28 protein-coding genes are annotated in these 24,124 nt (G+C 60.3%); 17 read left to right on the top strand and 11 right to left on the bottom strand.

Annotated elements, in window-relative coordinates:
• Positions 1-151: 151 nt before the first annotated feature.
• From K3767_RS07215 to K3767_RS07200, 4 genes are read right to left on the bottom strand one after another with little or no spacing between them, the layout of a single operon-like run.
• Positions 152-1,117 (bottom strand): hypothetical protein, encoded by a 966-nt coding sequence (locus K3767_RS07215; protein WP_221172893.1) that lies wholly within the window; start codon positions 1,115-1,117, stop codon positions 152-154.
• 59 nt (positions 1,118-1,176) lie between these two features.
• Positions 1,177-1,524, bottom strand: coding sequence for a hypothetical protein (locus K3767_RS07210; protein WP_221172892.1), 348 nt, complete (start codon positions 1,522-1,524; stop codon positions 1,177-1,179).
• Positions 1,517-2,578 carry a ParM/StbA family protein gene (locus tag K3767_RS07205; RefSeq protein ID WP_221172891.1) on the bottom strand — a complete coding sequence of 354 codons (1,062 nt, stop codon included), beginning with the start codon at positions 2,576-2,578 and terminating at the stop codon, positions 1,517-1,519. Before K3767_RS07205 ends, K3767_RS07210 begins: the two co-directional genes overlap by 8 nt.
• 3 nt (positions 2,579-2,581) lie before the next feature.
• Positions 2,582-3,412: a thioredoxin fold domain-containing protein gene (locus K3767_RS07200; protein WP_221172890.1), complete on the bottom strand. Its 831-nt coding sequence runs from the start codon at positions 3,410-3,412 to the stop codon at positions 2,582-2,584.
• 56 nt (positions 3,413-3,468) lie between these two features.
• Between K3767_RS07200 and K3767_RS07195 the strand changes: the two genes are divergently transcribed.
• From K3767_RS07195 to K3767_RS07150, 10 genes are all read left to right on the top strand, one after another.
• Positions 3,469-4,125, top strand: coding sequence for a hypothetical protein (locus tag K3767_RS07195; RefSeq protein WP_221172889.1), 657 nt, complete (start codon positions 3,469-3,471; stop codon positions 4,123-4,125).
• Positions 4,126-4,409: 284 nt separating this feature from the next.
• Positions 4,410-5,804, top strand: coding sequence for a hypothetical protein (locus K3767_RS07190; RefSeq protein WP_221172888.1), 1,395 nt, complete (start codon positions 4,410-4,412; stop codon positions 5,802-5,804).
• 10 nt (positions 5,805-5,814) lie between these two features.
• The gene (locus K3767_RS07185) at positions 5,815-6,384 is read left to right on the top strand and encodes a hypothetical protein (RefSeq protein ID WP_221172887.1); all 570 of its coding nucleotides are present in this window, start codon (positions 5,815-5,817) and stop codon (positions 6,382-6,384) included.
• Positions 6,350-8,008: a DNA topoisomerase gene (locus K3767_RS07180; RefSeq protein WP_221172886.1), complete on the top strand. Its 1,659-nt coding sequence runs from the start codon at positions 6,350-6,352 to the stop codon at positions 8,006-8,008. The genes K3767_RS07185 and K3767_RS07180 overlap by 35 nt, the downstream gene beginning before the upstream one ends.
• A gap of 96 nt (positions 8,009-8,104) precedes the next feature.
• The gene (locus K3767_RS07175; protein WP_221172885.1) at positions 8,105-9,007 is read left to right on the top strand and encodes a hypothetical protein; all 903 of its coding nucleotides are present in this window, start codon (positions 8,105-8,107) and stop codon (positions 9,005-9,007) included.
• 111 nt (positions 9,008-9,118) lie between these two features.
• On the top strand, positions 9,119-10,294 hold the full coding sequence (locus K3767_RS07170; protein ID WP_221172884.1) for a type IV pilus twitching motility protein PilT: 1,176 nt from the start codon (positions 9,119-9,121) through the stop codon (positions 10,292-10,294).
• Entirely contained in the window at positions 10,287-11,018 is a 732-nt protein-coding gene (locus tag K3767_RS07165; protein WP_221172883.1) for a hypothetical protein, read from the top strand. The genes K3767_RS07170 and K3767_RS07165 overlap by 8 nt, the downstream gene beginning before the upstream one ends.
• Before the next feature lie 99 nt (positions 11,019-11,117).
• Complete coding sequence (locus K3767_RS07160) at positions 11,118-11,537, top strand: lytic transglycosylase domain-containing protein (RefSeq protein ID WP_221172882.1); 420 nt, start codon at positions 11,118-11,120, stop codon at positions 11,535-11,537.
• The gene (locus tag K3767_RS07155; RefSeq protein ID WP_221172881.1) at positions 11,515-12,234 is read left to right on the top strand and encodes a hypothetical protein; all 720 of its coding nucleotides are present in this window, start codon (positions 11,515-11,517) and stop codon (positions 12,232-12,234) included. The genes K3767_RS07160 and K3767_RS07155 overlap by 23 nt, the downstream gene beginning before the upstream one ends.
• Positions 12,227-13,468: a type IV pilus twitching motility protein PilT gene (locus tag K3767_RS07150; protein WP_221172880.1), complete on the top strand. Its 1,242-nt coding sequence runs from the start codon at positions 12,227-12,229 to the stop codon at positions 13,466-13,468. Before K3767_RS07155 ends, K3767_RS07150 begins: the two co-directional genes overlap by 8 nt.
• Here the strand turns inward: K3767_RS07150 and K3767_RS07145 are convergent.
• From K3767_RS07145 to K3767_RS07115, 7 genes are read right to left on the bottom strand one after another with little or no spacing between them, the layout of a single operon-like run.
• Positions 13,402-14,262, bottom strand: coding sequence for a sigma factor (locus K3767_RS07145; RefSeq protein WP_221172879.1), 861 nt, complete (start codon positions 14,260-14,262; stop codon positions 13,402-13,404). The two genes, K3767_RS07150 and K3767_RS07145, sit on opposite strands and share 67 nt — an antisense overlap.
• A complete protein-coding gene (locus K3767_RS07140; RefSeq protein ID WP_221172878.1) occupies positions 14,262-15,125 on the bottom strand; it encodes a hypothetical protein in 864 nt (287 codons plus the stop codon). The genes K3767_RS07145 and K3767_RS07140 overlap by 1 nt, the downstream gene beginning before the upstream one ends.
• On the bottom strand, positions 15,122-15,694 hold the full coding sequence (locus tag K3767_RS07135) for a hypothetical protein (RefSeq protein ID WP_221172877.1): 573 nt from the start codon (positions 15,692-15,694) through the stop codon (positions 15,122-15,124). Before K3767_RS07135 ends, K3767_RS07140 begins: the two co-directional genes overlap by 4 nt.
• The gene (locus tag K3767_RS07130; RefSeq protein ID WP_221172876.1) at positions 15,681-16,037 is read right to left on the bottom strand and encodes a hypothetical protein; all 357 of its coding nucleotides are present in this window, start codon (positions 16,035-16,037) and stop codon (positions 15,681-15,683) included. The genes K3767_RS07135 and K3767_RS07130 overlap by 14 nt, the downstream gene beginning before the upstream one ends.
• Positions 15,997-16,989: a hypothetical protein gene (locus K3767_RS07125; protein ID WP_221172875.1), complete on the bottom strand. Its 993-nt coding sequence runs from the start codon at positions 16,987-16,989 to the stop codon at positions 15,997-15,999. The genes K3767_RS07130 and K3767_RS07125 overlap by 41 nt, the downstream gene beginning before the upstream one ends.
• Positions 16,986-17,282, bottom strand: coding sequence for a hypothetical protein (locus K3767_RS07120; RefSeq protein WP_221172874.1), 297 nt, complete (start codon positions 17,280-17,282; stop codon positions 16,986-16,988). Before K3767_RS07120 ends, K3767_RS07125 begins: the two co-directional genes overlap by 4 nt.
• Entirely contained in the window at positions 17,267-19,753 is a 2,487-nt protein-coding gene (locus K3767_RS07115; RefSeq protein WP_221172873.1) for an ATP-dependent DNA helicase, read from the bottom strand. Before K3767_RS07115 ends, K3767_RS07120 begins: the two co-directional genes overlap by 16 nt.
• 86 nt (positions 19,754-19,839) lie before the next feature.
• On the opposite strand from K3767_RS07115, the gene K3767_RS07110 reads away from it, so the two are divergent.
• From K3767_RS07110 to K3767_RS07080, 7 genes are all read left to right on the top strand, one after another.
• On the top strand, positions 19,840-20,457 hold the full coding sequence (locus K3767_RS07110; protein WP_221172872.1) for a hypothetical protein: 618 nt from the start codon (positions 19,840-19,842) through the stop codon (positions 20,455-20,457).
• 70 nt (positions 20,458-20,527) lie between these two features.
• Positions 20,528-21,316, top strand: coding sequence for a hypothetical protein (locus tag K3767_RS07105; RefSeq protein WP_221172871.1), 789 nt, complete (start codon positions 20,528-20,530; stop codon positions 21,314-21,316).
• Between the two features lie 21 nt (positions 21,317-21,337).
• Positions 21,338-22,207 carry a YMGG-like glycine zipper-containing protein gene (locus K3767_RS07100; protein WP_221172870.1) on the top strand — a complete coding sequence of 290 codons (870 nt, stop codon included), beginning with the start codon at positions 21,338-21,340 and terminating at the stop codon, positions 22,205-22,207.
• 18 nt (positions 22,208-22,225) lie between these two features.
• Positions 22,226-22,426, top strand: coding sequence for a hypothetical protein (locus K3767_RS07095; protein ID WP_221172869.1), 201 nt, complete (start codon positions 22,226-22,228; stop codon positions 22,424-22,426).
• Positions 22,423-22,677 carry a hypothetical protein gene (locus K3767_RS07090; RefSeq protein ID WP_221172868.1) on the top strand — a complete coding sequence of 85 codons (255 nt, stop codon included), beginning with the start codon at positions 22,423-22,425 and terminating at the stop codon, positions 22,675-22,677. Before K3767_RS07095 ends, K3767_RS07090 begins: the two co-directional genes overlap by 4 nt.
• Complete coding sequence (locus K3767_RS07085; RefSeq protein WP_255592355.1) at positions 22,677-23,285, top strand: DNA cytosine methyltransferase; 609 nt, start codon at positions 22,677-22,679, stop codon at positions 23,283-23,285. Before K3767_RS07090 ends, K3767_RS07085 begins: the two co-directional genes overlap by 1 nt.
• Entirely contained in the window at positions 23,282-24,115 is an 834-nt protein-coding gene (locus K3767_RS07080; RefSeq protein WP_221172866.1) for a hypothetical protein, read from the top strand. The genes K3767_RS07085 and K3767_RS07080 overlap by 4 nt, the downstream gene beginning before the upstream one ends.
• Positions 24,116-24,124 lie beyond the last annotated feature (9 nt).

Raw genomic sequence — 24,124 nt, 5'->3', positions numbered from 1 at the left:
CGGAGCGTTTTTCCGTCGTCGCACGATTGATTGTCGAGCGCCGAACAGGACGTTTTTCGCTTTTCCCGGATTCGGGTTCCGGTTCGAAGGAAGACTTCTTGTCGATGTCATCAACGTCTGCTTCAACCCGGACAGCTTGCTCATGGGATTTTTATTTTTCCTGTTGAGTTTTTTGTTCCTGTTCGGTTGTCCTTTCCTGTCGCGGCGGGAAGTGTCGGGCTATGAAGCGGGTTACGGGTATAGCTGCTGCTACCATGGGAGAATCGGGTGAGGAGGTCTCAAGCGTCAGCACACCATGCGGGTGCATGATCAACCGTAAACCGTTCTTCTGCAGGTCTTTGACGTTGAGAGAGGTCGAGGTCTCGTAGAGCACTTCTTCATTGCCGTTCACGTTGGCTACGATGCGGATGCGCAGGCGGATCCTGTTGCCGTGAAGGTGTCCGAAGGCTTCCGGGGAAATTTGGCGCACCTCGCGGTTTTCACCGGGGCGTGTCTTGTTCCAGAACTCCAGACGATGCTCGCGACCATCAAGGGAAACATCCACCCGTAGAGGCCCTTCGAAATCGAATGCCCGCAACGGTTTTTCCTTCCGCACGTTGACTTCGTTTATGTTGACGAAGTGGTTGGGAGCCAGGTAATCCGGTACACCGAAAGTGACGAGTTCCGTGTCGAAATAGCGCAGGACGTTTTCGGGGTCGCTAAATATTTCCGGGGAAACTTTCAGGAGTTCGGCCAGTTCCGACGGAGAAGCTTCAAGGTAAAAGGCATGCCCCGAACGCGCGATGAGGTGTAGCCGATAAAGGTCTTCGGTATCGCCGCGGGAGATGTGTTCCACATGGGTGCACCAGGCTTCTCTTCCGAGAGTGTCGAATTGGACGATCCGGTTCTGATCGTCAACGACGAACTTCACCCGTGTTCCCAGAAACGTTTGTTTGTAGGTTTCGTATTCATTGCCGCTGTCGCACTGCGTGCGAAAGGTTTCGCCGTCCTCGGTGAACAGGGTGAGTTCGCCGCTGTCCGGGTTCCAGCTCACCTGGTGCACGACCGCTTCCACTTCACGCGTGCGGCCGGTTTCATTAACGGTGTTTTCATTAGCGGTGTTCATTGCGGCATTCATGGAACACCTCCTCCAAGGTCAATTGTCCCCGGTAAGGGGCTAAAAAAGAATGCAACGCCTTAAAATCCGAACCGGTTTTCCAGATCCTTCTGAAGCGATTCGAGCAGAGTGTCGTCTGTTCGGTTTGAGGGGGTGTTTGTCTGTGGTTCTTCGGAGATGGCGTTTCCGATTTCTTCCAGGGTTCGGGCTATGCGGGCCACGGCGTCGCGGGAGTGGTCGATGTTGAAGAGCACTTCGGCGACCCGTTGGCGGATTTCGGGAAAACGAGCGAAGGCCAGCACCATGGCTTCCACGAGCACGGAAGGGGCCACGCGTATTTGCGACAGGACACGGACGGCTTCGGGGTCGTTGATGCGGATGCTGAGGCTTTTTTTCTCCCGTGTGGTGTCGTTGGGGTTTTTAGTCATGGTGCACCTCCTGTGCGATTTTTCGGTTCAGCTCCTCGGCCAGCAGGTGTTGACCGAAAGCGTTGGCCAATTCGGGGGAGACTTCGCGGGGTCTGATGAGGCGTGGGGTGCAAGTGGAGCAGGATTTTTCGCCGAGAACGGAGGCGAAGAAGTCCGCGGGTAGCAGAGCTGCGCCGCCTCCTCCCAGGACGAAGGCGTCAGCGGCAAAGAGGTCTTCACCCAGCAGTCGACGCAGGTTGGACTCCAGGGCGGGGCGATATCGATCCAGGGCTGCGCGTATGGCGTCGGAGGGAAGGCGATGACGCCGAAAGGCTGCGATGTATTCCAGTTCGGGGAAGGGGATCTCCGCCCAGCGCGCGTCCATGCGGGCAAGAACGGAGCGCAGTTCGGTCACAAAAGCCCGCACACCGGATCGAGCCAGGCTTTCCCCGCGCAGGAATCGGAACTGACCGGGAGAGGGCTGCAGAAAACAGAGCACATCGGTGGTGTTGTGGCCGATGTCGATTACAGCTAATCGTTCGACGTCGGCGAAGGCATCCGGGTTTTCGGTGTAAACGGTCTTCAGGATTCCCAACCCTTGGGGGACGCAGAAGACCCGTGTTTCACGGACGATTTTTTTCAGGGTTTTCGTCGCAGCGGCGGCGAAATCGGAACGGTTGTTCCAGACAGCGGGGGGTAGGCTTACGACCGTGATGAGAGCGACGTCGCGGTGGGAGCCATGCAGGATACGAGAGATCCCGGCTGCGGCTAGAAGCGGCGCGGTTTCGAACCAGGAAGCGTAATCCTGGGGTTGACGCGCACCGGGCAAGGCGGCTGCGGTTCGTCCCGTCACGCAAAGCGTTCCGTTGTCCAAGGGAACGGTTTCTCCGGCTTCAAACTGCAGTTCGCCGGGGAGAAACAGACCGTCCTCGGCGAATTCATCCTCACGGGAAACAATGGCCAGCACCGAGGGAAAGCTCAGGGAACGGGGTTCATCCCGGTCCGCGAACCGAAAGACGGCTTTGGTCAACCCGAAGCCGGGGTCCAGACCGACGGTCAGGCGAACGGTGTGCATGATCTACCTCCTCGTGGTTTTGTTGTTGTTGTGGGCGGCTTGAAGAACGGCGTGAACGGGAAGCCCTCCCAGCCAGAATCGTCCGTCGGCGAACACGATAACGGGTGTTCCCTGAAAGTTCAGGTCTTCCGACAGGATACGTTCGATTTCCTGGAGGCCGTCACGGATACGGTCGAGTTCGTCCTGCGATGGGGTTTCCGGGATGTCGAACGAGCGTTCGAGGAGCATTTCCCAGGCCCGTTGGGGGTTTTTGCGAGCGACGTAGGCGACCGCAACGGCGTGGTCCTCGGCCTGCGGATGTATAGGGAGCGGGAAGAGGATCACGGCCACGTGCAGACGTCCCTCGCGGATCGCTGAATCCAAGGAGTTTTCCAGCGCATGGCAGAAGGGACAGTCGGGATCGACGATCAGGTAAACCGTGGGCTTCTGAGGGTCGCCTATTTTGAAGGCGGTGAGCGACTTGAGTTTTTCGAGATCGGCGGGGGACAGTTTCTGCAGGGCCAGGCGGATTTCAAAGTCCAGGGGCAGTTGCGTATCGGTGTTGATGAATGTTCCTTCCGCGATCACGTTGGGGTGTTTCGTGTGGAGGTAAAGGGGTTCGAGGTCGCCCATGGGCGAACGCAGGTAAACGCCGCACCAGTGAGGGAGCGAGGGAACCGGGCGCACGGTGACGATGGAAACTTCGGGGGGCAAGTCTTTGAGGATCGTGCGGACCTTGGCTTTAGTGGGGCAGGTTCCGGCGGCGAACGGCTGACCGGGAACCAGCAGGGTTGCACCGGTAAACAGGATACCCAGGGTTGCTCCGATTGTAGTTTTCTTCAGCGGTTTTTTCATGGCGGTCCTCCTCATTAAGGATTTCTTTTTCGACAGGGAGTAAAAAGAAAAGGGAGGTGACGGAGAAGATGAAGGTGTTGTCGTTTGATTTAGGCGGCGGTGGGTCGCGGGAGTTTGTGCGGAGGGCGCGTCGGCGGTTTGTGGCGGCGATGGCGGCGGGTATGGCGTTTCTGTCCGCGATTGCGCCGCAGGCCGGGGCGGGGGATTGGAGGGAAGCGTTTTTTGAGGTGGTGGGAGCGGCTGCGGGGACGATGCTTACGGATCGGCGGGATTCCGATCTGGAGCGAGCGGCGGCGGCGGTTGCGGGCACGGCGGCCGGGGCGGTGCTGTATTCGGCCCTGACGGGGAAGACCCTTGATCTAAAGCAGACCATGGCCCGCGGAATAAGCGCCGGAGCGACGGCCATGACCGGTTCACGTCAAGATAGCGACCTTGAACGCGGCATCAAAGCGGCGACGGGGGTGGTGGTTTACGAGGGGTTGCGCTGGATGGTTCAAACGAACGGGGAAAACCGGACGGCATTACAGGCATCGTCGCCGCGAAAAACGGAGGTGCCGCGGAAAAACGATTTCCGGCAGGATGCGGAGACGCGGTGTCATTTGCGGCGCGTGTATGTGGAGGAGAACGGGCGAGTGGTGTCGCAGCGTGTGGAGGAGGTGTGCGAGGCTACGAAACGCATGCCGGGGTATTATCCCGCGGTTGGAGGGATGTGATGTTTCGTGTTGAGGGAGACACTTTACGGATCAAAGGTGTTACTAAGGATCTTGAGGTTTGGCGGACGGGCACGGCTTTGGTGGTTTTTCTGGAGGGCGGCAGGGGGACGGTGCTGTTTGCGGAGACGGCGAATGAGGCCCGTCGGTTAATGAGGGTGCGGCGGGCTGTTTCGGACAATGAGGGGCCGGTGGTGGTACGTGTGGCGATGTGTGGCGAGCAATTGGCGCGGTTTGTGCGGTCGGAAGTCGCTTCATTGGGATCCTCTTGAAGGGAGGGATGAACGATGACGGTAAGCTACGGAGAATTTGTGCGGCGCGGGGCGCAGGTTTTGAGGGATGAGAAACCCCGCGAACGGGCGGCTTTTTATTTTTCGCCCTCGAATGCGGGGGCTTGCAAGCGGGAGCTTTTTCTGGAGGCGACGGGTCGGTATCGGTTTGAGCCGGACGACATATTGTTGGGTATCATGCAGGACGGAGAGACGCACGAGGACCTGACTCTGCGTCAGCTCAGAGAGGGTGGAGTGGAGGTGGTGGGAGTTCAGGCACCTCTTGACTTGCTTATCGAGGATGCCGGGGATGCGGCTTTGTTCCTTGCGGGAAGCGGGTATGCACGGTGTCCGGTGTGCGGGGTTGGTTTCGAGAGCGGGGTTTCGGTATTGCACGGGCATGCGGATGCGCTTCTGCGCAACCCGGAAACGGGGGAAACGGAGGTGTTCGAGCACAAGGCGGTATCGGGGGCACACTTTGACAGGTTGACGCAGGTTCTGGAGAAGAAGGGGTTCGGTCCTTTTTTCCGGGAGAGCCGGAGGTATGTGGTGCAGGCGGGGTTGTATGCGGCGGTGTTGGGGTTGAGCGAAGAACGCGGTGCGGAGGCCGTGTTGTTTTACAAGAATCGCAACCGTCCGGAGTTTTTGGAGGTGCGGTTACGGTATGAGCCCGGGGAGGACGCTTTGCGGTTTGTGGAGGCTCATCTTGTGAGGGAGGGTCGGGCGCGTCGCTTATCGGCGGAGCCGGTGGTGCTGGCGCGGTTTTTGGAGCGTCTTGAGCGTCGGTTGCGGGATGTGGGGCAGGCGGTGCGGATGTGGCGTGAATCCGGCGGAGAGAACGCCTTCGTTGAAGTACTTAAGGAGGTGCGGCGGTTGACTAGTGATGAGTTGCGGGAGTGTCGTTTCTGTGAAGCGCGGATGGCGTGCGCAAGGACTTTCGGAGGGTTGCTGGAGCGGCAGCGGACGGCGGAGAGAGACGAAGGCGAACGACGCGAGGTGAGGCCGGAGGATCTGGGGGCGGATGAGGAAACGCATCGGCGTCTTGAGGAGCTTGCCGAGCAATTTGCTCATCTTGATGAGGAATTGAAGCGCATTGAGAAGCAACGTGATGAAGCCAAGCGGGAGCTCACGCGGATACTGGATGAATTCTGGGAGAAAGGGATGCTTATGCCGAACGACTGTGTCAGGCTTCCGAGGGTGCGGGTGTGGCGAACGGTATTTGAACGGGAAGAATTTGATCGGCAGTTGTTCGAGGGCCTTTCGGAGGAAGAGAAGGAGGTGGTGCGTCGCTGTTTGACGTCGCGGGTTTATTCCTACTGGAGTTGTCGCACGGAAGCTGCGTCTTCGAATCCCAAGAGGGAGAAGAGAAATTCCGTGGCGAAAAACAGGATGGTTTCCGAGTTTTCCCGATAGGAGGGGCAGGGTGGCGGAGGTGCGGAGTAGTCGGTTGACGCTTTTGGGAAGTGTTGAGGATTTAAGGCGGTTGGCGGAGGAGTTTTTGTGGCGTGTGGAGGAGGCGGAGGTTTACGGGTTCAGGATGCCGTACAGCATGGTACGGCTTTCCGGGCCGGAGGCTTTTGCGCAGTTTCTGGACGATCTGGAAGAGGTGTGGAAGAGGTGGCTGATGGTGGGAAGTTTTGCTGCTGCGGGTCGGGGGCGACCGGTGGAACGGGTGGCTTACTGTTGGTGGGTGAGGTTTACGGGAGGGACGCCGGAGGGTTTCGAGGGAAACGACGTGCGGCGGATGTTGGCGTGGTGGTTGGAGACCAAGGCGCCGTTCAGGGGACGAAGCGGTGTGGTTTTCGTGGGACGTCCCCGTGGGACGGAGGGGAATGTGCTTGACCTAGTGGTGGCGATGACGCCTCATCCGTTCGAGCCGAAGGTGGCTCATCAGGACGGTTGGCGGGTGCTCACGAAGTCGCGTTTGGATTTTGTGCGTGACCTGATGGAGGGATGCGGTGAGGGGTCGGGGTCGTTTGGTGGTAATAGTTGAGGCTTTCGGGAAGATTGCCGTAGCGCGTCGGGTGTTTCGGGAGGTTTTCGGGGACCGCGAGGTTGTGGTCCTGGCTACGGGGGGTGCTCTTTACGATCTTCCCGGAAACCGGTTGGGGATCAGTGAGAACGGGGAGCCGGAGTGGACGCCGGTGTCAAGGCGGCGGTTGGGGTTTCTGGCCAGGGCGTTGCAGCGAACCGAGGCGGGCGACTTGATCCTGGTGGTCACGGATGCGGATCGCATGGGGGAGCTGACGGCGATGCACGTGTGGGATCTGGCGAGGAGAGTCGGGGCACGAGGGGAAATGCGGCGCGTGCGTGCGAGCGTTTTGGAGGAGAGAGCGGTGCAGCGGGCCTGTGAACGCATGGTGGAGGAACCGGATCGCCACCGGGCGGAGGCGGAAACCTTGCGTCGGTTGGTGGATCGTTTGATTGGTTGGGAGTTTTCCAGGCGGGCTGCGGCGGAGTTGATTCGGTACGGTTGGCGCAGGGAATGGGGGCATCCCGCGGTGGGACGGGTGAAGATGGCGTTTCTGGATCTGCTGGACGGTTTGCGTCGGGGGGACGTTGAGGGGTCGAAGCTGCTCGTGGCGGCGCGGGGGTTTGCGGGCGCGGTCGGTGCGGTTGTTCGCTTGGACGGACAGGGATGGGGGCGCATGCGGGTGTTGGGTGTGGACCGCGTTCGTAGGGCACAGGGCACGAAGCTGGCCCGATTTCTGGGAAGCACGGGCAGGCGAGCGGGTGTGCGGCAGGCTTTGAGGTCTTACCGGAGCCTGCAGCGGCTGTACGAGAAGGGGTTGGCTTCGTATCCTCGCACGCGCAGTGAGGAGTTTTCCCCCGAAGGGGTGGAAACGATCAAGGCGGTGGCGGTGTTCGAGGGGTTGTTGCCTGCGGAAGCGGTTCCCCGCGAGGACGGATTCGCGCACGAAGGGTTGCGTCCGGCGATGGCGCTGGCCGTGGACGATGTGGCCAGGCTTCTCAAGGCCGAGGCGGAAACGGAAGAAAAGAAGAAGGAAGAGAAGAAGGAAGAAATGTCTGAGCTGATTGCGGCGTATGAACGGTTGTATCGGATGTTCGTGGAGAGGGCGGTGTGGGGGGAGCGGCGGTACGAGGTGGAGATCACATGGTCGGACGGTTCGCGGGAGAGGACGACGATTGCGCTGGACGGATCCGAGGAGAACCGGCGGTTTGAGGAGGTTTTGACGCGGGCGATCCGGGAGGACAGGGATATTGAGGTGTGGGCGGGAGGGGCGTTGATTCTATCGAAGGATGCCGGGTGGGTGTTTGAGGATTTTATGAGGCTTGTGGACGAGAGGGGTGTGGGAGCGCCTTCGACGTATGTTCCGATTCTTGCGAGTCTCTGTGAAAAGGGATACGTGAGCGAGGACCGATTCGAGGTGCGGGAGCCGGGGACGGTTTTGCTGGAGTGGGTGCGGGACCGGGAACCCTGGCTGGGGATGAACCTCTCGGCGCACCTGGAGAGGATGCTTGAGGAGTATGAAGAAGGTCGGCTCGGATTGGCGGAGATGGTGGAGACTCTGCGCGAGGGGAGCCGGGGTCGCCTTGACGTGCAACGCCTGCCGAAGGCCTCCGAGCGTTTGCGTCTCTCTCCCGTCGGCATCTGACCGTTTCTGACCGTCCACGAAAAAAAATCAAGGTTTCCGGTCGAAGACGGGGTTCTTTTGTCGTTCGTCAAAAAAAACGGTGAAGGAGGTGTGGTTATGGCGAGCATGCCCGAAGACAAGCGTTACAGGATGTTTTTCACCAAGAAGTCGGGGTTTCAGGTAGAGTTTTCGCAGAAGCAGGGCAGGGCTTATGTGACGTTTCTGGATCGGGAGGCGCAGGAGGGTGAGACGGCTCGGATTGTGATATCTCCGGAGGATCATGAGCTGTTGGCGCTGGCGCAGGTGTTACGGATTTACCGTGAACAGGGTGAGGAGGCGCTGAGGGGGTACTTGGCTTGGGTGAACATGGGACGGGGTGGGTATGAGGACCGGTTGCTTCTTCCGCACGTGCAGGAGCTTGAGGACGGGACGCAGGTGGTGCAGACGCTGGGGGTTCAGTTCAAGACTTACGAGGTGGAGGTGCGGGATCAGTCGGGAGCGGTGGTGAAGGAGCCGCGGGAGGCGTTGATTCTGTTCGGGTCTCGGAAGGTGTATGCTCCGGGGGCGAAGGCGCCTTCCGAGGCGAAGACCATTTCCTTCCCGGTGGATCCTTTGTTGCTGGAGGCTCTTGAGCTGCGTTTGCGGGACATAGCGAACCTGGTGCGGGAGGCGGATGCGGTGAGGGAGCTTGAGCGGCAGATGGAGATGCGGCGTCGTCGCGAGCAGGAGGCCGCGGTTTCCGCGAATGCGGAGGTAGATGAAGGTTATGCTCCTGCCGGAGCGGAGCCGGAGGCCGTTGCTTCCGAGCCGGGGGACGTTGTCGAACCGGAGGTCGGACCGGAGGAACCGGAGGCGGCGGTCGGAGGCGAGGAGATGCAGCCGCAGGGTCCGCGGCAGGCGCAGGGAGCAACGCAGCAGACGACAGCACGGAGCACGGTTCAGGCGCAGCAGGCGACGGTGCGGCGCACGGTGTCCTCGGCGAGACGGGGACGCGTGCGCGTTTCCAACGATCACGGTTAAGCTTCAGTCTCGATCCTGTTCGGAGAGGTCAACCCGAAGGGAGAGGGCTTCCAGGCCTTCTCCCTTTTTTCTTTTTAAGGGTTTCCGAAATCCCTCAAGGGAGGGCGTCCGATGACGGAAAATGAACTGCACGAGAGGAGGGATTCAACGTTTGAGGTCCCGGCGGAGACGGCTGCGGTGTTGCGGCTGTTGGATGCATGCGTGCGCAGCCTGGACGTATCGGACGTGCATCTTACGGTTCCGCTTGGTCGTCCCTGGGAGCCGCGGCTTTACGTACGCGGCGGTGGCGAGTTTCGTGCGGTTTCCGGGAAGGAATCTGGAGCGAACGATCCGGAGCATCCTTCGGAGGTGCTGGCGGAGGTTGAACGGTGGCGGACGGACCTAGTGCGGGGGTTGCTCGGTTTGCTTGACGCCAACGGACGCATGGATTTCAAGAGCACGGGTGCCAAGGATTTCGCTTTAGTGACGTCCGGAGGGACCCGGTTCCGGGGGAACCTGTATCTGGCCCGCGGGCGGCAGGAGCTGTGTGCGGCCTTCAGGCGTTTGAGGGAAGCGGTGGAATCCCCGCAGAAGCTGGGGTTGCCGGAGTTTTTTCTGGATTTCGTGCATTTCTCGCACGGTCTGGTGCTGGTGACGGGGCCGACCGGATCGGGCAAGTCCACCACCCTGGCCATGTTGCTGTCGCACGCCCTGCGGGTCCGTCCGGGTCACTATGTCACCATCGAGGATCCCATCGAGTACCTGTTTCACGGGAACGAACAGGCGGAGGTGCATCAGCGGGAGGTGGGGCGGGATACTTCGGGGTTTGCGGAGGCGTTGCGCGCGGTGCTTCGGCAGGACCCGGACGTGATCATGGTGGGGGAGATGCGGGATCTGGAGACCATGCGGTTGGCTTTGCACGCGGCGGAGACCGGTCACCTGGTGTTTTCCACGCTACACACGAACACGGCGGTCGAAACGGTTGAGCGGATCGTGTCGGTGTTTCCCGGAGGGGAGCAGGGGTTGATTCGGGCCATGCTGGCTTCCTGTTTGAGGGTGGTGATTTGTCAGAGGCTGTTGCCGAGAGCGGACGGGCGCGGGGTGGTTCCGGCGTATGAGGTGATGGTGGTCACGGGCGGCATTGCGAACAACATACGGGAGGGACGGTTCGGGCAACTGCGTTCGGCCATGGAGACGGCGCGGGCTGCGGATCCGCGGGTGATTTTCTTCGAGGAATGCGTGCGCAGGCTTCAAGCGGAGGGAATCGTGAAAGTACAAAACGCTGTCGAGGGGGTCAATCATGCGTAAAGCGGGAGGAGTTTTGGTGCTGTTGGTGTTGCTTGCGGCCTGCGGGCCTTCGCCGGATCTGTACCGGAGGCTTGCGGCGGTGGAAGCGCAGCAGACGCTTTTCGCACGGGACATGCGGGACGTCAAGAAGCGCCTGGACACCCTGGAAGGCATGACGGAGGACGTTTCGGGGAGTCTGGATCGCTTGAGGGACGACGAGGAGATTCTGTATCGATTGGGGCGTCGGGTGCTCATGCTTGAAGCGAAGGCAACGGAGGCGGATGAGCAAAACCTTCGGATTGCGCATCTTGAGGAAAACGTGCAGCGCTTAAGGAAGCGTTTGGAGAGCGAGCGAGAGAAGACACGGAAGACGTTGATGGAGCTCAAGCGAAGGTTGGCGGTTCTGGAGAAGACCGCGGGCGGGAAGCGTCTCATTGATGCTGAGGCCTTTGAGAAGCTACAGCGCAAGGTTAAGGATCTGGAGGCGCGGCAGGCTGAGCTTGCGGCTGTGGCCGAAGAGCTGGAGCTGCTGGACAGAAGGCTTGCGGCCCTGGAGGGTCGCTTGAACGGCGGCAGTGCGGCGGAGTCGCGTCGGTCGGTCGGGCGTCAGTCGGTCGGGAATGCGGGAAACGGGACTTTTCCGGAAAACCGAACCGGGGAGAGAACGCGTGAAATTCTGGACCGAGCGGCGCAATCGCTGCGTCTGACCCCGTCGTCGCCTGTTCCAACTTCGGAAAACCGGTAGAAGAAAATGACCAGGCGTCAATTTCTGACGGACACGTTTCGTGCTCTGTTTTCGTGTTCCTTTTTCGGTGGTAAGAGGGAAGCGGAGGAAAAGCTGCGGATGTTGGCGGGAGATGAGCGGTTGGGGGATGTTTTTGCGCGGGCGGTGATGGATCATGTGCGTTTCAGTCGGTGGAAGAGTGTGCGGTTTTGGGGGGCGCTGGCGGCGGCGATTTGCAAGGTGGAGAGCGACTGGAACCCGCGGGCGGTTTCCCCGGCGGGTGCCGTGGGGCTTATGCAGATTCACTTTCCGTACTGGGGACCGCGGTTGGGACTGAAAAGTCCCGAAGAGCTGATGGATCCGTATCTCAATCTGCGTTTGGGGATGTTCATCCTGGAGGAGGCCCTGCGGCGAAGACGCAACATACGGTTGGCCCTTTGTGACTACTTGGGCGCACAGCGGTACTCGTACGCGGCCCGCGTGCTGGAGGAAGCCTTCCGGGCGAACCTCATTTTCGATGGCGAGAAGGATCTCGTTTGACAAGGCGTTGACGGCGGCTGTGGTTGTCGTCTCGGCGATGGTCATCGCGGTGATCGTCGCGGTGCGGTGGTTCGTCCGGGATCGAACGGTGCTCACGGCGCATCGGGCTTTGACCGATGCGGTGCATTTGGTTCTCGGTGAGGCGTGCCGTCCGGATTTGTCCGGAGATCCCGATCGGGTGATCGTGCATTTCAGGCGTGCGGAGGTTTACTGGAAGCGCGGACGGATTCTCTGTGCCGGAGAACCGGTGGTTCTAGTGAAAGGGTTGACGGTAACCATCGGTGCTCAACGCATTCGGGTGGAAGCTAATGTCGTCAGAGGAAACGCCCTTTGGGGCGAAGTTCTTCCCGCTTTGAGGTTCGTTCTTGAGAGGGAAAATCGCGGGTCCGGGCTGATGCGGCTTGCGGCGGTTCTTCAGACCGAGGATCGTCGGGTACGGTTTGCGGGGCGTTTGAGCGACGATGAGGTGCGGCTCGTGGCGGGTCGCGCGGGTTGTTCATCCGGGAACGCCCCTCCCGCAAAGAAACGGGAGTCCGGCGAGGAATGCCTCAAACGGGCGGTGGACGTTTTCTGGCGGGCTCTGCGGGGCGAAAACATTCAAGGGGTTTTTGTTCTTCGGGATTACGAAAGACCGGTGGCCAACGGGACCTTAAGAGACGTTCCGTGCACGTATTCGGTGGAGGTGTGCCGTGAGTGAGGGACCCCGGCGCGTGTTGCCTTTCGTTCTGCGGCCTGAGACGTTCGGGGAGGACCTGTTTCGGGTTTTCGAGGAGACGGATGCCAGCGATTTGCATGTGCAACCGGGGCATCCCCCCATGCTTCGCATTGAGGGTGTCTTGACGCCTTTGGGGGATCGTCCGGTGACGGCGGATCTGTGTCGGCGGTTGCTGGTGGACTATCTTCTCAAGCGCGAATCGGACGTGCTGTTTCGGTTGCAGGAGGGAGTGGAGGCGGATTTTTCGGTGGAGTTGCCGGTGGCGGGGACGCGGAGGCGGTTTCGGGTTAACGCGGCGTTGGCGGGACGCAATCTTTTCATTACCGTGCGGCGCTTGAAGGCCATTGAGTTCAGTCCATCGGATTTGGGGTTGCCTGAAGACTTTCTCAGGCTGGTGGAAAACGTACGCGCCGGGGTGATTTTTGTGGCCGGTCCCACCGGTTCGGGAAAGTCCACGACGCTGGCCGCGGTTTTGCGTCACCTGCTGGCTCGGCGGCCCATTCGGGCGATCACCCTTGAGGACCCCATAGAGTACGAGATCCCTTCAGGGATGGGGTTGATCAGCCAGAGGGAGGTGGGGTGGGACACGCGGAGTTTTCGGGACGGTTTACGGGCGGCCATGCGGCAGGACCCGGACGTGATCATGGTGGGCGAGGTGCGGGATGCGGAAACGGCTCTGGCTTTGCTGGCCGCCGCGGAGACGGGGCATCTGGTTCTGGCCACGGCGCACGCTTCCACGGCGGACGGCGTGATGGAGCGTTTGGAGGGTTTTTTCGACGTGAGAGACCGGCAAGCGGTGCGGGAAAGGTTGATCGAGGTGTGGCGGGGTGCTCTGGCGCAGACTCTGGTGCCCACCCGGTGGGGACGTCGGGTGCTGGCCTGGGAGTTTCTCGAAGTGGACCGGGGAGCGCGCGACGATCTGTGGTCGGAGGATCGCCGCAGGGTGCGGGAGCGGATGAGGTGGAAGCGCAGGCGCATGGCGGATTGCCTGGCCCGCTTCGTGGCCGCCGGGTTTCTAACGGCCGAGATCGCCCGGTCGTGCGTCAACGTGCCCGACGAGTGGGATGATGATCTGAACTCTTATCTGGAGGATCTTCGTCGGGAAGGGTTCCGCATGGAACCTCCCCGCATCCTGAGGGAGAAACCTCCTCAGAAACCCTGCCCAAGGGAAACGGTGGATCCCCTGGACGACCTCTGCTGCGATCTGGACTTCTGAGCGACCGGGCAGCGTGTTTCGGAGATTTTTTCCTCCAGGATTTCTCGGATGATGAGCCGGTGTTCGGGATCGCCGTCGCGCCGATCGGACAGATGCTCCACGTCCGACAGCAGGCAGGCGTCTTCCTCGTCGAGCCCGGAATCTCTGAGGCGAGCGGCACGGAGGTCTGGGGAAACCCGGTTTTCGACATGGCGGGTTTCGATCTCTTGGAAGCGTTTCAGAGCCGTCCAGACGGCTCTGAAGACGTATGTTGCGAACTTGTGGGCTTTGCTGGGGACCACGTGATCGATGGCTTTGAGGAGCGCTTCCGCGGCCACCTGTTGCAGGTCTTCGGTTTCTTCGTGGGGGAAAACCTGTTTCCAGCGACTCAAAACGTGACGTGCAAGAGGCAGATTGAGTTCGAAGATGGCGTTGCGGAGACGACGGCCTTCGTTCCACTCGGCCGGAGTCATGAAGGGTTTGAGGTCTTCCAGCGGGAAACCCAGCTCGATCAGGGTTCCGGCCAGTCGGTTGCGACGGGCAAGTGCTCGACGCCAGGTTGCCGCATTTCGGACTTCCCGCGCTTCCCGTACGAGTTCCCGCCATTGGGTTTCCACGGTTCGAAGGGATTTTTTACGGTTTCCCGGAAGTGTGGTTCCTCGGAACCGGAGCAGGAAAGCTTCGAAGGTCTCCCTGAAGGTCTCAGGATGATTGAGGAGAACCCGGCGCAGTATGGCTCGCTTGAGGCGGAAGTAATCCGTAAGAAGTTGTCGGGTGCGAAGGCGACGCTCTTCGGAGGTCAGGTTTTCGGTCATCATCGGTTCCCGCGGGAGACGTTTTGTTCCGGGAGGGCGGAGGGTAGCCGCAGTACGGAAGCGAGATCCGCCTCCTGCTGATGAATGAAGTGGACAAGTTCGAGGACTTCGAGACGCGAACGCAACGAGGATTCCTCCAGCATGCGCGCGCGTATGATCGCTTCGAGCTGTTTGAGCCTTACCAGGTCTTTGAGGGCTTGACCGTACGAGTAGTTTTCTGGGGGTGCTTTGAGGTCGTTCAGGTGTTTTTCGATTTCGTGCACGAACACCAGATCACGGCGAGCGGTCTCCAGTGCCCAAATCGCCAGTTTTCGTTTGTACTCGATGCGGAGATAAGCGAGAGCCGTTTGAGAGGCTATCGGGAAGGGTTTGCCGGAGAGTGCTTCAAGCGGCGTCAGGGGAATTCCTCCGGCAAGCCGTGCCTGTTTCACGGTCCATTCGGGTGTCGTCATTTGTGTTTCGTTCGCGGTTGCGGTGATCGCCGTGTCGTTCCCTTGAGCGGGAGGAGACGAAAGGATCGTCGCCAGAAGGGTTTCGGGATCAACGCGGTTTTCCGCGGGGAGGGTTCCTCGGAGGGCATTCGTTAGCGCGATGGTGGGGGCCGCTTCCTCCAGATAGCGTCGCCACAGGTTTTCAAAAAAGCGTTTGCGCAACCGCCAGAGGTTTTCCCAGAAGGGTTTTTCCACCGCGCGCCACAGACGGTCGCGGATCTCCTCCTCAATGCGCTGTGCGATGAGCCGGGCGGCGGTTTCCTTGATGTCGTTGAAACCCACGCTTGCACCGCAGGCGACCCGAAACGATCCGATCACACAGAACAAAACGATCCAGATTACCGTCAGCAATTTTGCGCCGTATCTTTTCACGGTGAACCTCCGTCATCCCGGATAACGGCCAGCGTGCTGTTGCTGAATCGAAGGGCCGCTTTCGCCCAGGCACCTCGGTTCGCCAGTCCGCGTTCGATGCGAAGGACGGTTTCCCCGAAGGGACTTCCCCGGTGAAGCATCTCGGGAGGGTTGTATCGTGTCGGGGGGAGGTTGACGACGACCGGGTGCGCTCGTTCGGCGGGTTGCAAACGGGTTTCCACCTCGAAGAGCCGCCACAGTCCGGCGTGAAGGTCCCACCGGGAGACGAAACCGCGGGCGGCCAGAAGGCGCATGGCACGTCCCCAGGAACGCGGATCCGGCGTGACTCCCAAGCGCTGTGCTTCCTCGGCCAGCAATGGTGATCGGTGCTCCAGGGTTTCCCAGAACTTTTTTTCCAAGGCTTCCCATAGACGACGCTGGAGCTCTTCACGGATGTAATGAGCGATGATCCGTGCCGCGGCTTCCTTAACGACAAGCGCGCCTATGGGCCAGAGGGCCCGTGCGCCGGAAACCCGAAACACCAAAATCAGTATCGCCATGATGACGACAATGCGTTCAGTCCGTCGCATATGCGGGGTTCCTTTGCGGCGGTTCTGTTCGCGTTGTTCTGAAGATTGAGCTCAGGTCAGCGGAATCTTTTTGCACGTGTCGCAGTATCGTGAGGGCCAGGTTTATGTTTTCCAGGGCCATGGCGCGGAGGCGGACGGTCAGCAGGGCTATATTCTCCACGGTTTTCTCTCTGGCCGCTTTAAGGTCGTGATTGGCTGCGTGGGAAAGAAAGAGGGGGGAGATCTCCGTTGTCGACCCGCAGAGTCCGACACCGCTGCCGAGAACGAGCAATCCGACCGCTGCTGCAAGAACCGCACGGGTTTTAACGCTTTCTGAAAACGGAAACCAGATCCGTTTCCTCATCGTGAACCTCCTGTAGAACTTTCAGGGCTTGCAGACGCAACGTCAGGGCTTCCTCCTGGAGGAGTCGTCGTTCGAGTTGAATTGAGAGTTTTTCAAGCTCGCGGATTTCCTTGGCGGCTTGGGTGTAAGCGTAGTGTGGGTCATTGCCGGGATGGAGGTTTTCGAGCCACTTGCGGGTTTGACGGCTCCAGAGGGCGTCTTCCGTGGCTCGGTGCCAGGTGTCCCGAACCGTTTCACGCAGCATGCGTATCCGTTGAGCGATGCGGAGGGCGTAGGTTCTTTCCGGAGCGGGAAGATCGGTTGACAGGAGACGCGGGTCGGCCGGTGTGGGACCCAGCAGAAGGGCGATCTCCCGCAGGTGGTGTTCCACGGCTTCGCGGGAAGAGTTTTTCGTTTCAGGGGGGGCGGGCAGCACTTCGACGATCAGGCGGCGGTAGTCGATGCGTCCCGCTTGAGCGTCTTCGACGAAGGCACGGAGGCCGGATGACGAGGAGGACGATGCGTAGCCGGGGAGGGGATCCGCATCGAAGGAATCCGACCAGCCTCCGAGGTTCAGCCGGGAGGCTTCGGTTTCCGCGCGGGTGAGGAGGTTGCGCCACCGCACTTCGGCATCGGGTGCGCGGGCTTCGGTCACGTTCAAGGGGACGCGAAAGGTCGGAGGAAGCATCTGGTAGTGCTCCCACAGGTTGGCAAAAAAGGGCGCTTCTTTTTCCAGCCATTGGCGCAGAAAGAACTCGGCTTTTTCGCGCCACAGTTCGCGGAAGCGAATCAGCACCTGACGAGCGATCTTAGAGGCTGCACCCCCGGAAACACTTTTCACCTTCACCCAGAAGGGACACCTAAAAGCCCACGATTCTCCGGGAAGAAACGGAGCAAGCAACCACACTATGAGCACCAGCAGAAGAATGGCACGCGGAACGAAGCTTGCACCGTGTTGCTGTATGTGCTTCATCTTCCGAGTTCGACGGTGCGGCGGAGGCGCGGTTTTCGAGTTTCGACGAAACGGTGAACGATTTTCTTTATGAGTCGTTCTGTGGCCTGTCTAAGGTGATCGCTTTCCGGGTAGAAAGAGACCAGTCGCACCGTGATCACGGGATTCCTGTTTCCGTTGCGGCTTACGTCTTCCAGGTGCACGAAGACATTGCGCACACCTTCCTGTTGAGAGATGGCACGCACCAGGCGCGCCAGTACGTTCACCTCGTCGGCCTTCACCTTGAAGGGTTTGCTCGTCACGATTTCTCCCATGGTTCAAGCCTCCCCGTCATTCTTCTCGTTTTGGAAAGGGTTGGGAAGAGGCGTTGCACGTCCTGTTTCAGTTCCTCAAAAGAAACGGCCAGGGGGAGTTCGCCGGGCAGGACGTCCAGGAATCTTTGTCCGTAGCGGCGGGTCAGGATGCGCGGGTCGAGCACGCTCACCACGCCGCGGTCCTGCTCGGTACGGATGAGTCGTCCGAACCCCTGTTTGAAGAGGAGCACGGCCCGCGGCAGCTGGAATTCGCTGAAGATTTTGAGGGAGATTTTTTCGTCGTCGAGAAGGGCGCTTGCCACGCCGGACCGAGCCTGCAAGCGGCGGCGTTCGTTTTCGATCAGCTTGCGCACGATCGGGTCGTCGGGCGGCATGAAGGGCAGACGGGTGATGATCACCTGGCGCAGGTTCAGACCCGGCACGTCGAACCCCTGCCAGAAGGTTTCCGTGCCGATGGCCACCACGCGGTCGGAGCGAAGGAACTCCTGTCGGATGGAAGCGCTGGTCCGTTCGCCCTGCACCAGGATGGGCAGGGACTTCCCCAGGGTTTTCTTGAGGTGTTCGGCGAGAATTTCCAAGTCCTTCCAGGAGGAGGCGAGGATCAAAGCGCCTCCCCTGGTGAGCCGAACGAGGCGTTCCGCTTCTTCGAGCATCCATATCTTCCAGGCTTCCTCATCCGCGGAGGGATCGGGGGCGTCCTGCGGCACATAAAGCACGGCGCACTCGGCGTATGGGAAAGGCGAAGCGAGTCGCACCGAAAGCACCCGGTTTTCGTCCAGCCCGAGGGACTTCACGAAGAAGCGGAAGGGCTGATGGCGTCGTCCGTCCGACAGGGTAGCGGAAACAAAGCTTTTGGGGAGCTGTTGCCAGCGTGAGGATTGCTGCAACACGTGAGCCACCCGAATGGGCACAAGGGCCAGTCGGGTGGCCGAAAAATCCACCGCGTAATTTTCCGTTTGTTTGTCCGGGGCGTTGGTGAGGCGTTGAATGGCGGACCAGTATTGGAGAGAACGCTGCAAGCGCCGCCAGGCCGGGGTGTGCTCGAAGAAAAGCTCGATCTGGCGCTCCAGAACGGAAAGCGACGCGGTGGTTTTGGTTCGTATCTGTCGTTGTATCTCATGCCAGGCGACTTTCAGTTCGTTGGATAGACGGACGAGTTCGTCCAAGCGGTCGCCCAGACAGCTGCAAAACGTTTCCCAGACGGGAAGCTTTTCGGGGATTTCGCCTCGGACGATCTTGAGCCAGTTTTGCCAGTCGTCGTGGCGAAGGCCGCGCAGCTCCGCGGTGAAAAGCGTCATTGTTTCGAGAAACCGTTGTCTCGCTTCGGCGATTTCCGGTTGGGCGGCCGCAAGGTGCTTGAGGGAGGAAGCGTAGGAACCGCTCAGGGCGTCAAGACGCTTCTCAAGCGTTTCGGCATCCGCCGCAAGCTGCTTGAGGGAGATTTCGCGCGTGAAGAGCCTCGCTATGGCTTTTTCCAGGTAGTGCGCCTCGTCGAAAATGACAAGGCTTTCCATCATGTCTTCCTGGAAGGCACGCAGGGCTTGAAGCCGGCGCGCGGAGTCTTCGGAGTCGGTTCGGGCCGGCTTTTCGGGATCGCGCATCAAGGGGAAAAGAAACCGATAGGCGAAAACGTAATGGTTGCCCACCACCACGTCGGCGATGGCGCTCTGCTTGATTTCCTGATGGTATCGACATTTCTGGCATTCCGGTTTGCCACCGCAGTCGGAGGAGGAGGAAGGGGGGAAAATGGGGGCCTGGTCGTCGTCCGCGAGGTCCTTCAGGGCTGCGGCTTCCTGTTTGAGGTTGCGTGAACGGAGGTGAGCCTCGGCTTCCTCCAGGGTTTGCGTGTCGGGTTGTGCGAGGATTGTTTCCAGGGTGCGGCGCAGAGTGTCGAGCTCGGCGAAAAGCTGCGGGGTTTTACGGGCTTCCTCGACGAAACGTCGCATGCGGGCGCGACACAGGTAGTTTTTGCGTCCCACGAGCTTTGCATAGGTGAAGTGAACGTTGAAGCGTTCTTGGAAGATGCGCTGCAGGCGGGGCAGTTCGTGGTTCAGGATTTGGTCCTGGAGCATTTTAGTGGCGGTGAAGACGAAGATCTGACGCGGCTGGAAGATTCTCATGCGCACGGCGGATGGGGTTTCGTTTTCCGGGATGCGACCCAGAGCCGTTTCCCTGTCCAGGTCGAACATGCGGGGGATGAGGCGCGGATGGTCGGGATCGAGCCACACGGTTTCATCGAGAAGCCCGAAGCGTGCTCCCAGAGCGGGTATCAGGTAGGCCAGGGTTTTTCCCACACCGGTTCCGGCTTCCACGGCGCTGTCGAAGCGAAGCGGAAAGGCGGCGTTTTTGTCGGGAGGGTTCTCGGAACGGCAGCAGGGAACCGTCAGAAAGTGGGCCGCCTGTATCTGTTCGCGGCGTTCCGCGTATCCTAGGTCGGTCAGGACGATTTTCATGAGTTCTTCCAGGGTCATGGACAACCTCCCGCATCGTTTGTATAGCGGCGGCGAATCGTGCTCTTTTACGGAAGGGTGAGAAAAAGAAGCAGGGAGGTGTCACCATGAAACGAATTTTGGCGATCATCCCGGTGATTATTCCGGTGATTGTCTGGACGGTGTTTTTGGGGTTGGCGGCGGTGGTCCGGGCGGCGGATTCCGGGGGGTATGCCAGAGACAGGTTGCCGTCGGGACGGAGCTGGGCTGATCTTCCGAGGGTCGTGCGTTCGGCGGTTTTCACGGTTTCGGCGGTGCCTTGGAGCGGAACGCTACCCATAGCGCATGCCGATGTGCGGGTGTACCGCGACTGGGATGCTTTCGTCAGTGCCACCGGGCACAGTGACGGTTCGCCGTACTTCGTCGATTCGGGGTTGAACCGACCGGCGCGGATTTACGTGTACTGCGGGGAAAGGGTGAGTCGGGATCGGGTGCGGGTGGAGGCGGCGGTGGCGAAGGTGACTACGGCTTACTCGCTCAAGGGTAGCGAGGCGTGGGCGGAGGCGACGAGTTCGCCTTCTTCGTATTACGAGTGGGCGGTCTGGGGGTACTACTGCGTGTCGGGTGCGGATTACCAGACTTACTGCTACGGGTCGGTTCCCGCGACCGACGAATGGGAAGGATTTTTGAACGGTGCCGCTTCGGCGGACCACCTCAAGATCGCCGTCATGGTGTCCTGTCGCTGATCGGAACGAAGTTCGGGCAGGCGATTTTGTTATGCTAAGGGGTGAGGAAACACCTTTGAGGGGGTGAGCCATGGGCATTGATCTCAAGAGGTTTTTCGGGAGGAGGGACGAACCGGAGCGGAGGGAGGGGCAGGGGCGTTATGAAAAGGGGGTGTTGTTTGCGTCGCCGCCGGTTCGGGTGACGGCGGTGGACGAGCGTGGTGCGCCGATTGATGCGGATTTTCATCCCCTCTATGCGAAGGCGCAGATGGTTTTGAGGGACATGTTGTTTCCTCGGTATTCGCCTTTTGCGTTGTGGGAGGAGTTCGGGAGGCTTGAGGTGTTGGCCATCAAGTGGTTGCGGGGGGTGGTTCCGTATTTGATCATGACGCGTCTCTGGTATGAGCGGTACGAGAGGCCGGATGGACGGGGGGAGATGTTTCACGATGGGGCGGATTTGGTGGCGCTGATTGTGTGGGCGAACACGGGGCCGCCGGGGTTCATTACGGAGTTGCAGGAGTATCTCACGTGGCTGTGCGACGGGGATGTGGAGATGTGGCGGTCCTTTCGGGAGAGGATTTTTTCGGGAAGGGGCGGGATTGAGCCGTGGGAGGTGACGGAGGCGCTGGGTCGGGAGCGGGTGGCGTTGCACTTCGATGTGGTCAGGCGGGCGATAGACATGGTGGAGATAACGCCCAAGGAGCTGAAGAAGGCGTACATACTTGTGGGGACGAAGGAGGAGCGGTATTTGGGGGCGAACCGGGCGGAGGACTGGTTTGAGAGGAGGGCGAATTTGCGGGACCTTCCGGTTCGTCCGTCTCGCGGTGGGGCGAAAAGGGTCAGGGAGGAGACGGTGGAGATTTCTCTTAATTTGGGTTGAGGACGACGGGGAGGAAGGGTCATGATTGAGCTTGAAAGTTCCTTCAAGGACTTCTTTCGCACGAAGCCTTCCCTTCCCGAGGAGAACCTCGCTGTAGCGGTGATTACGCAGTGGTATCGGGACCTCCTGGCGGGTCCGCGGAACCGGAGGCTTTCCGACTGGCTTGAGGACGTGCTCTGGCCGGAGACGGAGACGGCGCGGAGGGGCGGGGGTGGACGTGCGGGTGCTTCGGGAATGGCGGGACAAGGCGGTGCGGGAGCGCTACGCGGGGAAGCCGAGGCGCGTGCGGGCATCTCATTTGAGGGAGCTTGTTCGTGTAGCGGAGCGGATGGGGGTTCCGGTTGCGGCGGTGGAGGGAATCAGGAGGGTCGTGGAGGAGGCGCCGTTTTCGGACGGGAAACGGCGTCAACGGAGGGTCACACACTTTTACAGAAAGGGGGTGCGGCCATGATGAAACGCCTGGGCATTTTGGGGATTGTGCTGGTGTTGCTTCTTTCGGCCTGTGTTTCGACGGTGCAGCAGGCTTCACCTGAAGCGAAGGGAGCCGGTCTCGGAGCGGTGGTGGGAGCGGGTCTCGGAGCCCTCATCGACAAGGACAATCCCTGGCGCGGGGCGGCCATCGGTGCGGCGGCGGGAGCGGTTCTCGGTGGTGGTCTTGCGCACGTTTCGAGGCAGGCCGAGCTTCAGGCTGCACGGACCGGGCGCCCTGTGACCTATCGGACGCAGGCGGGCGAGGTGGTGCGGGCGGAGCCGGTTTCCGGAGCCTACTATGATCCGCGGACCCGGACCGAGTGCCGTAAGGTGCGCAAGCGTGTCTGGAGGAACGGTCAGCTTATTGAGGACCGTGTGGAGGAGGTCTGCGAAGGGCACAAGGTGAGTGCGGAATATTAGGGCCAAGGAGGCGGCGCGGTGACGGAGAAAATTCGCACGTGGATTCGGCGCCGTCGAGCCCAGGCTCTTTATCGCCGGGCCCGGCGGGAGGGAAGGCTTCCTTTGTGCCGCGGTTGCGGAAGGCTCATCGTGTCCGAGGCGGACGCCTTCCCGCGGGTTGAGAACGGCGTGGCTCATCTGGCCTGTCGGGAATGCGCGGGGGAAGCGGGCGTACGATGAAGCGCAGGTACCGCGAGAACAAGCGGAAGATGCCCCGGTGCGGGCTGGCCATTCTCGGCCACCGGACGCACACCCGGTGGGAGAGGATGGTGCGGTTCAAGCGGGTTCAACGGATCCTGGAATGGCATGAGGCTTATCTGAGACGGAAGTACCCGGAGACGGCTTCGACCGTTCCGTCCGCCGATTCCGCACGGCATCAAAGGACGGGAAGGACCGTAAAACGGCAAACACGGGCGGAGACATGTTCGTGATGTTGGATCTTTTTTCCGGCCTGGGCGGCGCCTCGCGTGCCATGCGCGAGCGCGGATGGCAGGTGTACACCGTCGACGTGGATCCGAGGTTCGCGCCGGACTTTCTTTGCGATGTGCGCGACTTTCTGGATCGGTGGCCCGGCGAGGAGAGGGTGGATCTTCTCTGGGCTTCTCCACCCTGCGACGAATTCTCCCGGGCGGAAAAACCCTGGTACGAAGAGGATCGTCCCTCGCCGGAAGCCCTTTCCCTGGTCTGGGAGGTTTTCCGGATCGTTCGGGAACTTTCTCCGAAGCTATGGATTCTCGAAAATGTGCGGGGTGCTCAGAGGTGGCTCGGCAAGGCCCCCTGCCGTTTGGGGCCTTTTTACCTGTGGGGATGGTTCCCCTTTGACGAGCTGAAAAAACTCGTAGGAAATGATCGGAAGTTTTACGGTAAAACGAAACTCTGGCCTCATCCCGATCGTAAGGAGCTCAGAGCCATGATTCCCTACGAAATTTCTCTGGCCGTGGCCATGGTTGCGGAGCGGCGCTTGTCTCAAAAGAGCCGGAAGACCGAAAGCGCCCGCGTACTTCCCCTGTTCGACCGCATCGCCGGAGGAGCGGCATGATTCAAACGATTAAAGAATTTCTGATGTGTCACGCCTTCGTTTTCACCGCGGCCTTCTGGGTCGTCGGTGCCATTCAGGCGTATGAGTTTTACAGGCGAAGGCATCGGTTCGATTCCCTCGGAGCCTTCATCGCAAAGTACCAGGAGTCCCTGCCTTACCGGATCAAACAGGTGTTTCTCTTGAGTATTGCGTGGTCCATTTTTGCGTTCGTCATTTTGAAGCTCTGGTATTTCAATCGGTCGTTGTTTTTTCTGGGTGCTCTTGCGGGACTGTCAACCCTGGTCAGTCTCACGGCAATTTCTGGCATGCTGCTCATCTTTTTGCGTTCTCGCGTTTTCGGTCTCGCTTTGATCGAGAAAGAGGGAACCATGCGCCTGTGGACCAAGGATTTCCACGACCTCCCCGGTGCCCGTCGGGCCGTGTGGGAGGCCCGGTGCATGCTGGGTGAGCCGGGTGTGGAGCGGGTGCTGGCGGCGTGCGTGGCGGACGGTTTTTTTGGGAAGAAGTGGGAATTCGTAAGGAACCCGGAGCCGGGGCAACTGGACATTCGCGCCGCCTGCTTCGTCGATTCTGGGACCGAAGAAACGGAGCCTCTTGCGCCGAGCGGATGCTGTCCGCTGGGCGAGACGCTTAGAAGAACGCATGAAACCGGCGAGGAGGCCACGGATGAAGAAGTTTTGCGAGATGGTGGACCGAATGATTGCCGAGACGGAAGCGCATCTCGAAGAGGTCAATCGGATTGGCGAGGAGCTTCCGTCGGAGCTTCGGATAGAGAAGAGGCTCATCGAGGAAAGGATCAAGGGACGGCTCGAGGCGTTCAGGAGGGTTAAGAGGGAGGT

It is taken from the genome of Thermosulfurimonas sp. F29 (genome assembly GCF_019688735.1).
Taxonomy (GTDB): domain Bacteria; phylum Desulfobacterota; class Thermodesulfobacteria; order Thermodesulfobacteriales; family Thermodesulfobacteriaceae; genus Thermosulfurimonas_A.
Note: the sequence above shows the minus strand (reverse complement) of the source record. Positions and strands in the feature narration are given on the sequence as shown.

What these genes read in the sequence shown, in the direction of transcription:
- K3767_RS07130 (WP_221172876.1), bottom strand. Translation starts at nt 16,037, where the DNA reads ATGAGGAAACGGATCTGGTTTCCGTTTTCAGAAAGCGTTAAAACCCGT.
- K3767_RS07105 (WP_221172871.1), top strand. Translation starts at nt 20,528, where the DNA reads ATGGGCATTGATCTCAAGAGGTTTTTCGGGAGGAGGGACGAACCGGAG.
- K3767_RS07110 (WP_221172872.1), top strand. Translation starts at nt 19,840, where the DNA reads ATGAAACGAATTTTGGCGATCATCCCGGTGATTATTCCGGTGATTGTC.
- K3767_RS07175 (WP_221172885.1), top strand. Translation starts at nt 8,105, where the DNA reads ATGGCGAGCATGCCCGAAGACAAGCGTTACAGGATGTTTTTCACCAAG.
- K3767_RS07190 (WP_221172888.1), top strand. Translation starts at nt 4,410, where the DNA reads ATGACGGTAAGCTACGGAGAATTTGTGCGGCGCGGGGCGCAGGTTTTG.
- K3767_RS07165 (WP_221172883.1), top strand. Translation starts at nt 10,287, where the DNA reads ATGCGTAAAGCGGGAGGAGTTTTGGTGCTGTTGGTGTTGCTTGCGGCC.
- K3767_RS07080 (WP_221172866.1), top strand. Translation starts at nt 23,282, where the DNA reads ATGATTCAAACGATTAAAGAATTTCTGATGTGTCACGCCTTCGTTTTC.
- K3767_RS07170 (WP_221172884.1), top strand. Translation starts at nt 9,119, where the DNA reads ATGACGGAAAATGAACTGCACGAGAGGAGGGATTCAACGTTTGAGGTC.
- K3767_RS07120 (WP_221172874.1), bottom strand. Translation starts at nt 17,282, where the DNA reads ATGGGAGAAATCGTGACGAGCAAACCCTTCAAGGTGAAGGCCGACGAG.
- K3767_RS07115 (WP_221172873.1), bottom strand. Translation starts at nt 19,753, where the DNA reads ATGACCCTGGAAGAACTCATGAAAATCGTCCTGACCGACCTAGGATAC.
- K3767_RS07090 (WP_221172868.1), top strand. Translation starts at nt 22,423, where the DNA reads ATGAAGCGCAGGTACCGCGAGAACAAGCGGAAGATGCCCCGGTGCGGG.
- K3767_RS07160 (WP_221172882.1), top strand. Translation starts at nt 11,118, where the DNA reads ATGTTGGCGGGAGATGAGCGGTTGGGGGATGTTTTTGCGCGGGCGGTG.
- K3767_RS07200 (WP_221172890.1), bottom strand. Translation starts at nt 3,412, where the DNA reads ATGAAAAAACCGCTGAAGAAAACTACAATCGGAGCAACCCTGGGTATC.
- K3767_RS07155 (WP_221172881.1), top strand. Translation starts at nt 11,515, where the DNA reads ATGGCGAGAAGGATCTCGTTTGACAAGGCGTTGACGGCGGCTGTGGTT.
- K3767_RS07100 (WP_221172870.1), top strand. Translation starts at nt 21,338, where the DNA reads ATGATTGAGCTTGAAAGTTCCTTCAAGGACTTCTTTCGCACGAAGCCT.
- K3767_RS07210 (WP_221172892.1), bottom strand. Translation starts at nt 1,524, where the DNA reads ATGACTAAAAACCCCAACGACACCACACGGGAGAAAAAAAGCCTCAGC.
- K3767_RS07215 (WP_221172893.1), bottom strand. Translation starts at nt 1,117, where the DNA reads ATGAATGCCGCAATGAACACCGCTAATGAAAACACCGTTAATGAAACC.
- K3767_RS07135 (WP_221172877.1), bottom strand. Translation starts at nt 15,694, where the DNA reads ATGCGACGGACTGAACGCATTGTCGTCATCATGGCGATACTGATTTTG.
- K3767_RS07085 (WP_255592355.1), top strand. Translation starts at nt 22,677, where the DNA reads ATGTTGGATCTTTTTTCCGGCCTGGGCGGCGCCTCGCGTGCCATGCGC.
- K3767_RS07145 (WP_221172879.1), bottom strand. Translation starts at nt 14,262, where the DNA reads ATGACCGAAAACCTGACCTCCGAAGAGCGTCGCCTTCGCACCCGACAA.
- K3767_RS07125 (WP_221172875.1), bottom strand. Translation starts at nt 16,989, where the DNA reads ATGAAGCACATACAGCAACACGGTGCAAGCTTCGTTCCGCGTGCCATT.
- K3767_RS07205 (WP_221172891.1), bottom strand. Translation starts at nt 2,578, where the DNA reads ATGCACACCGTTCGCCTGACCGTCGGTCTGGACCCCGGCTTCGGGTTG.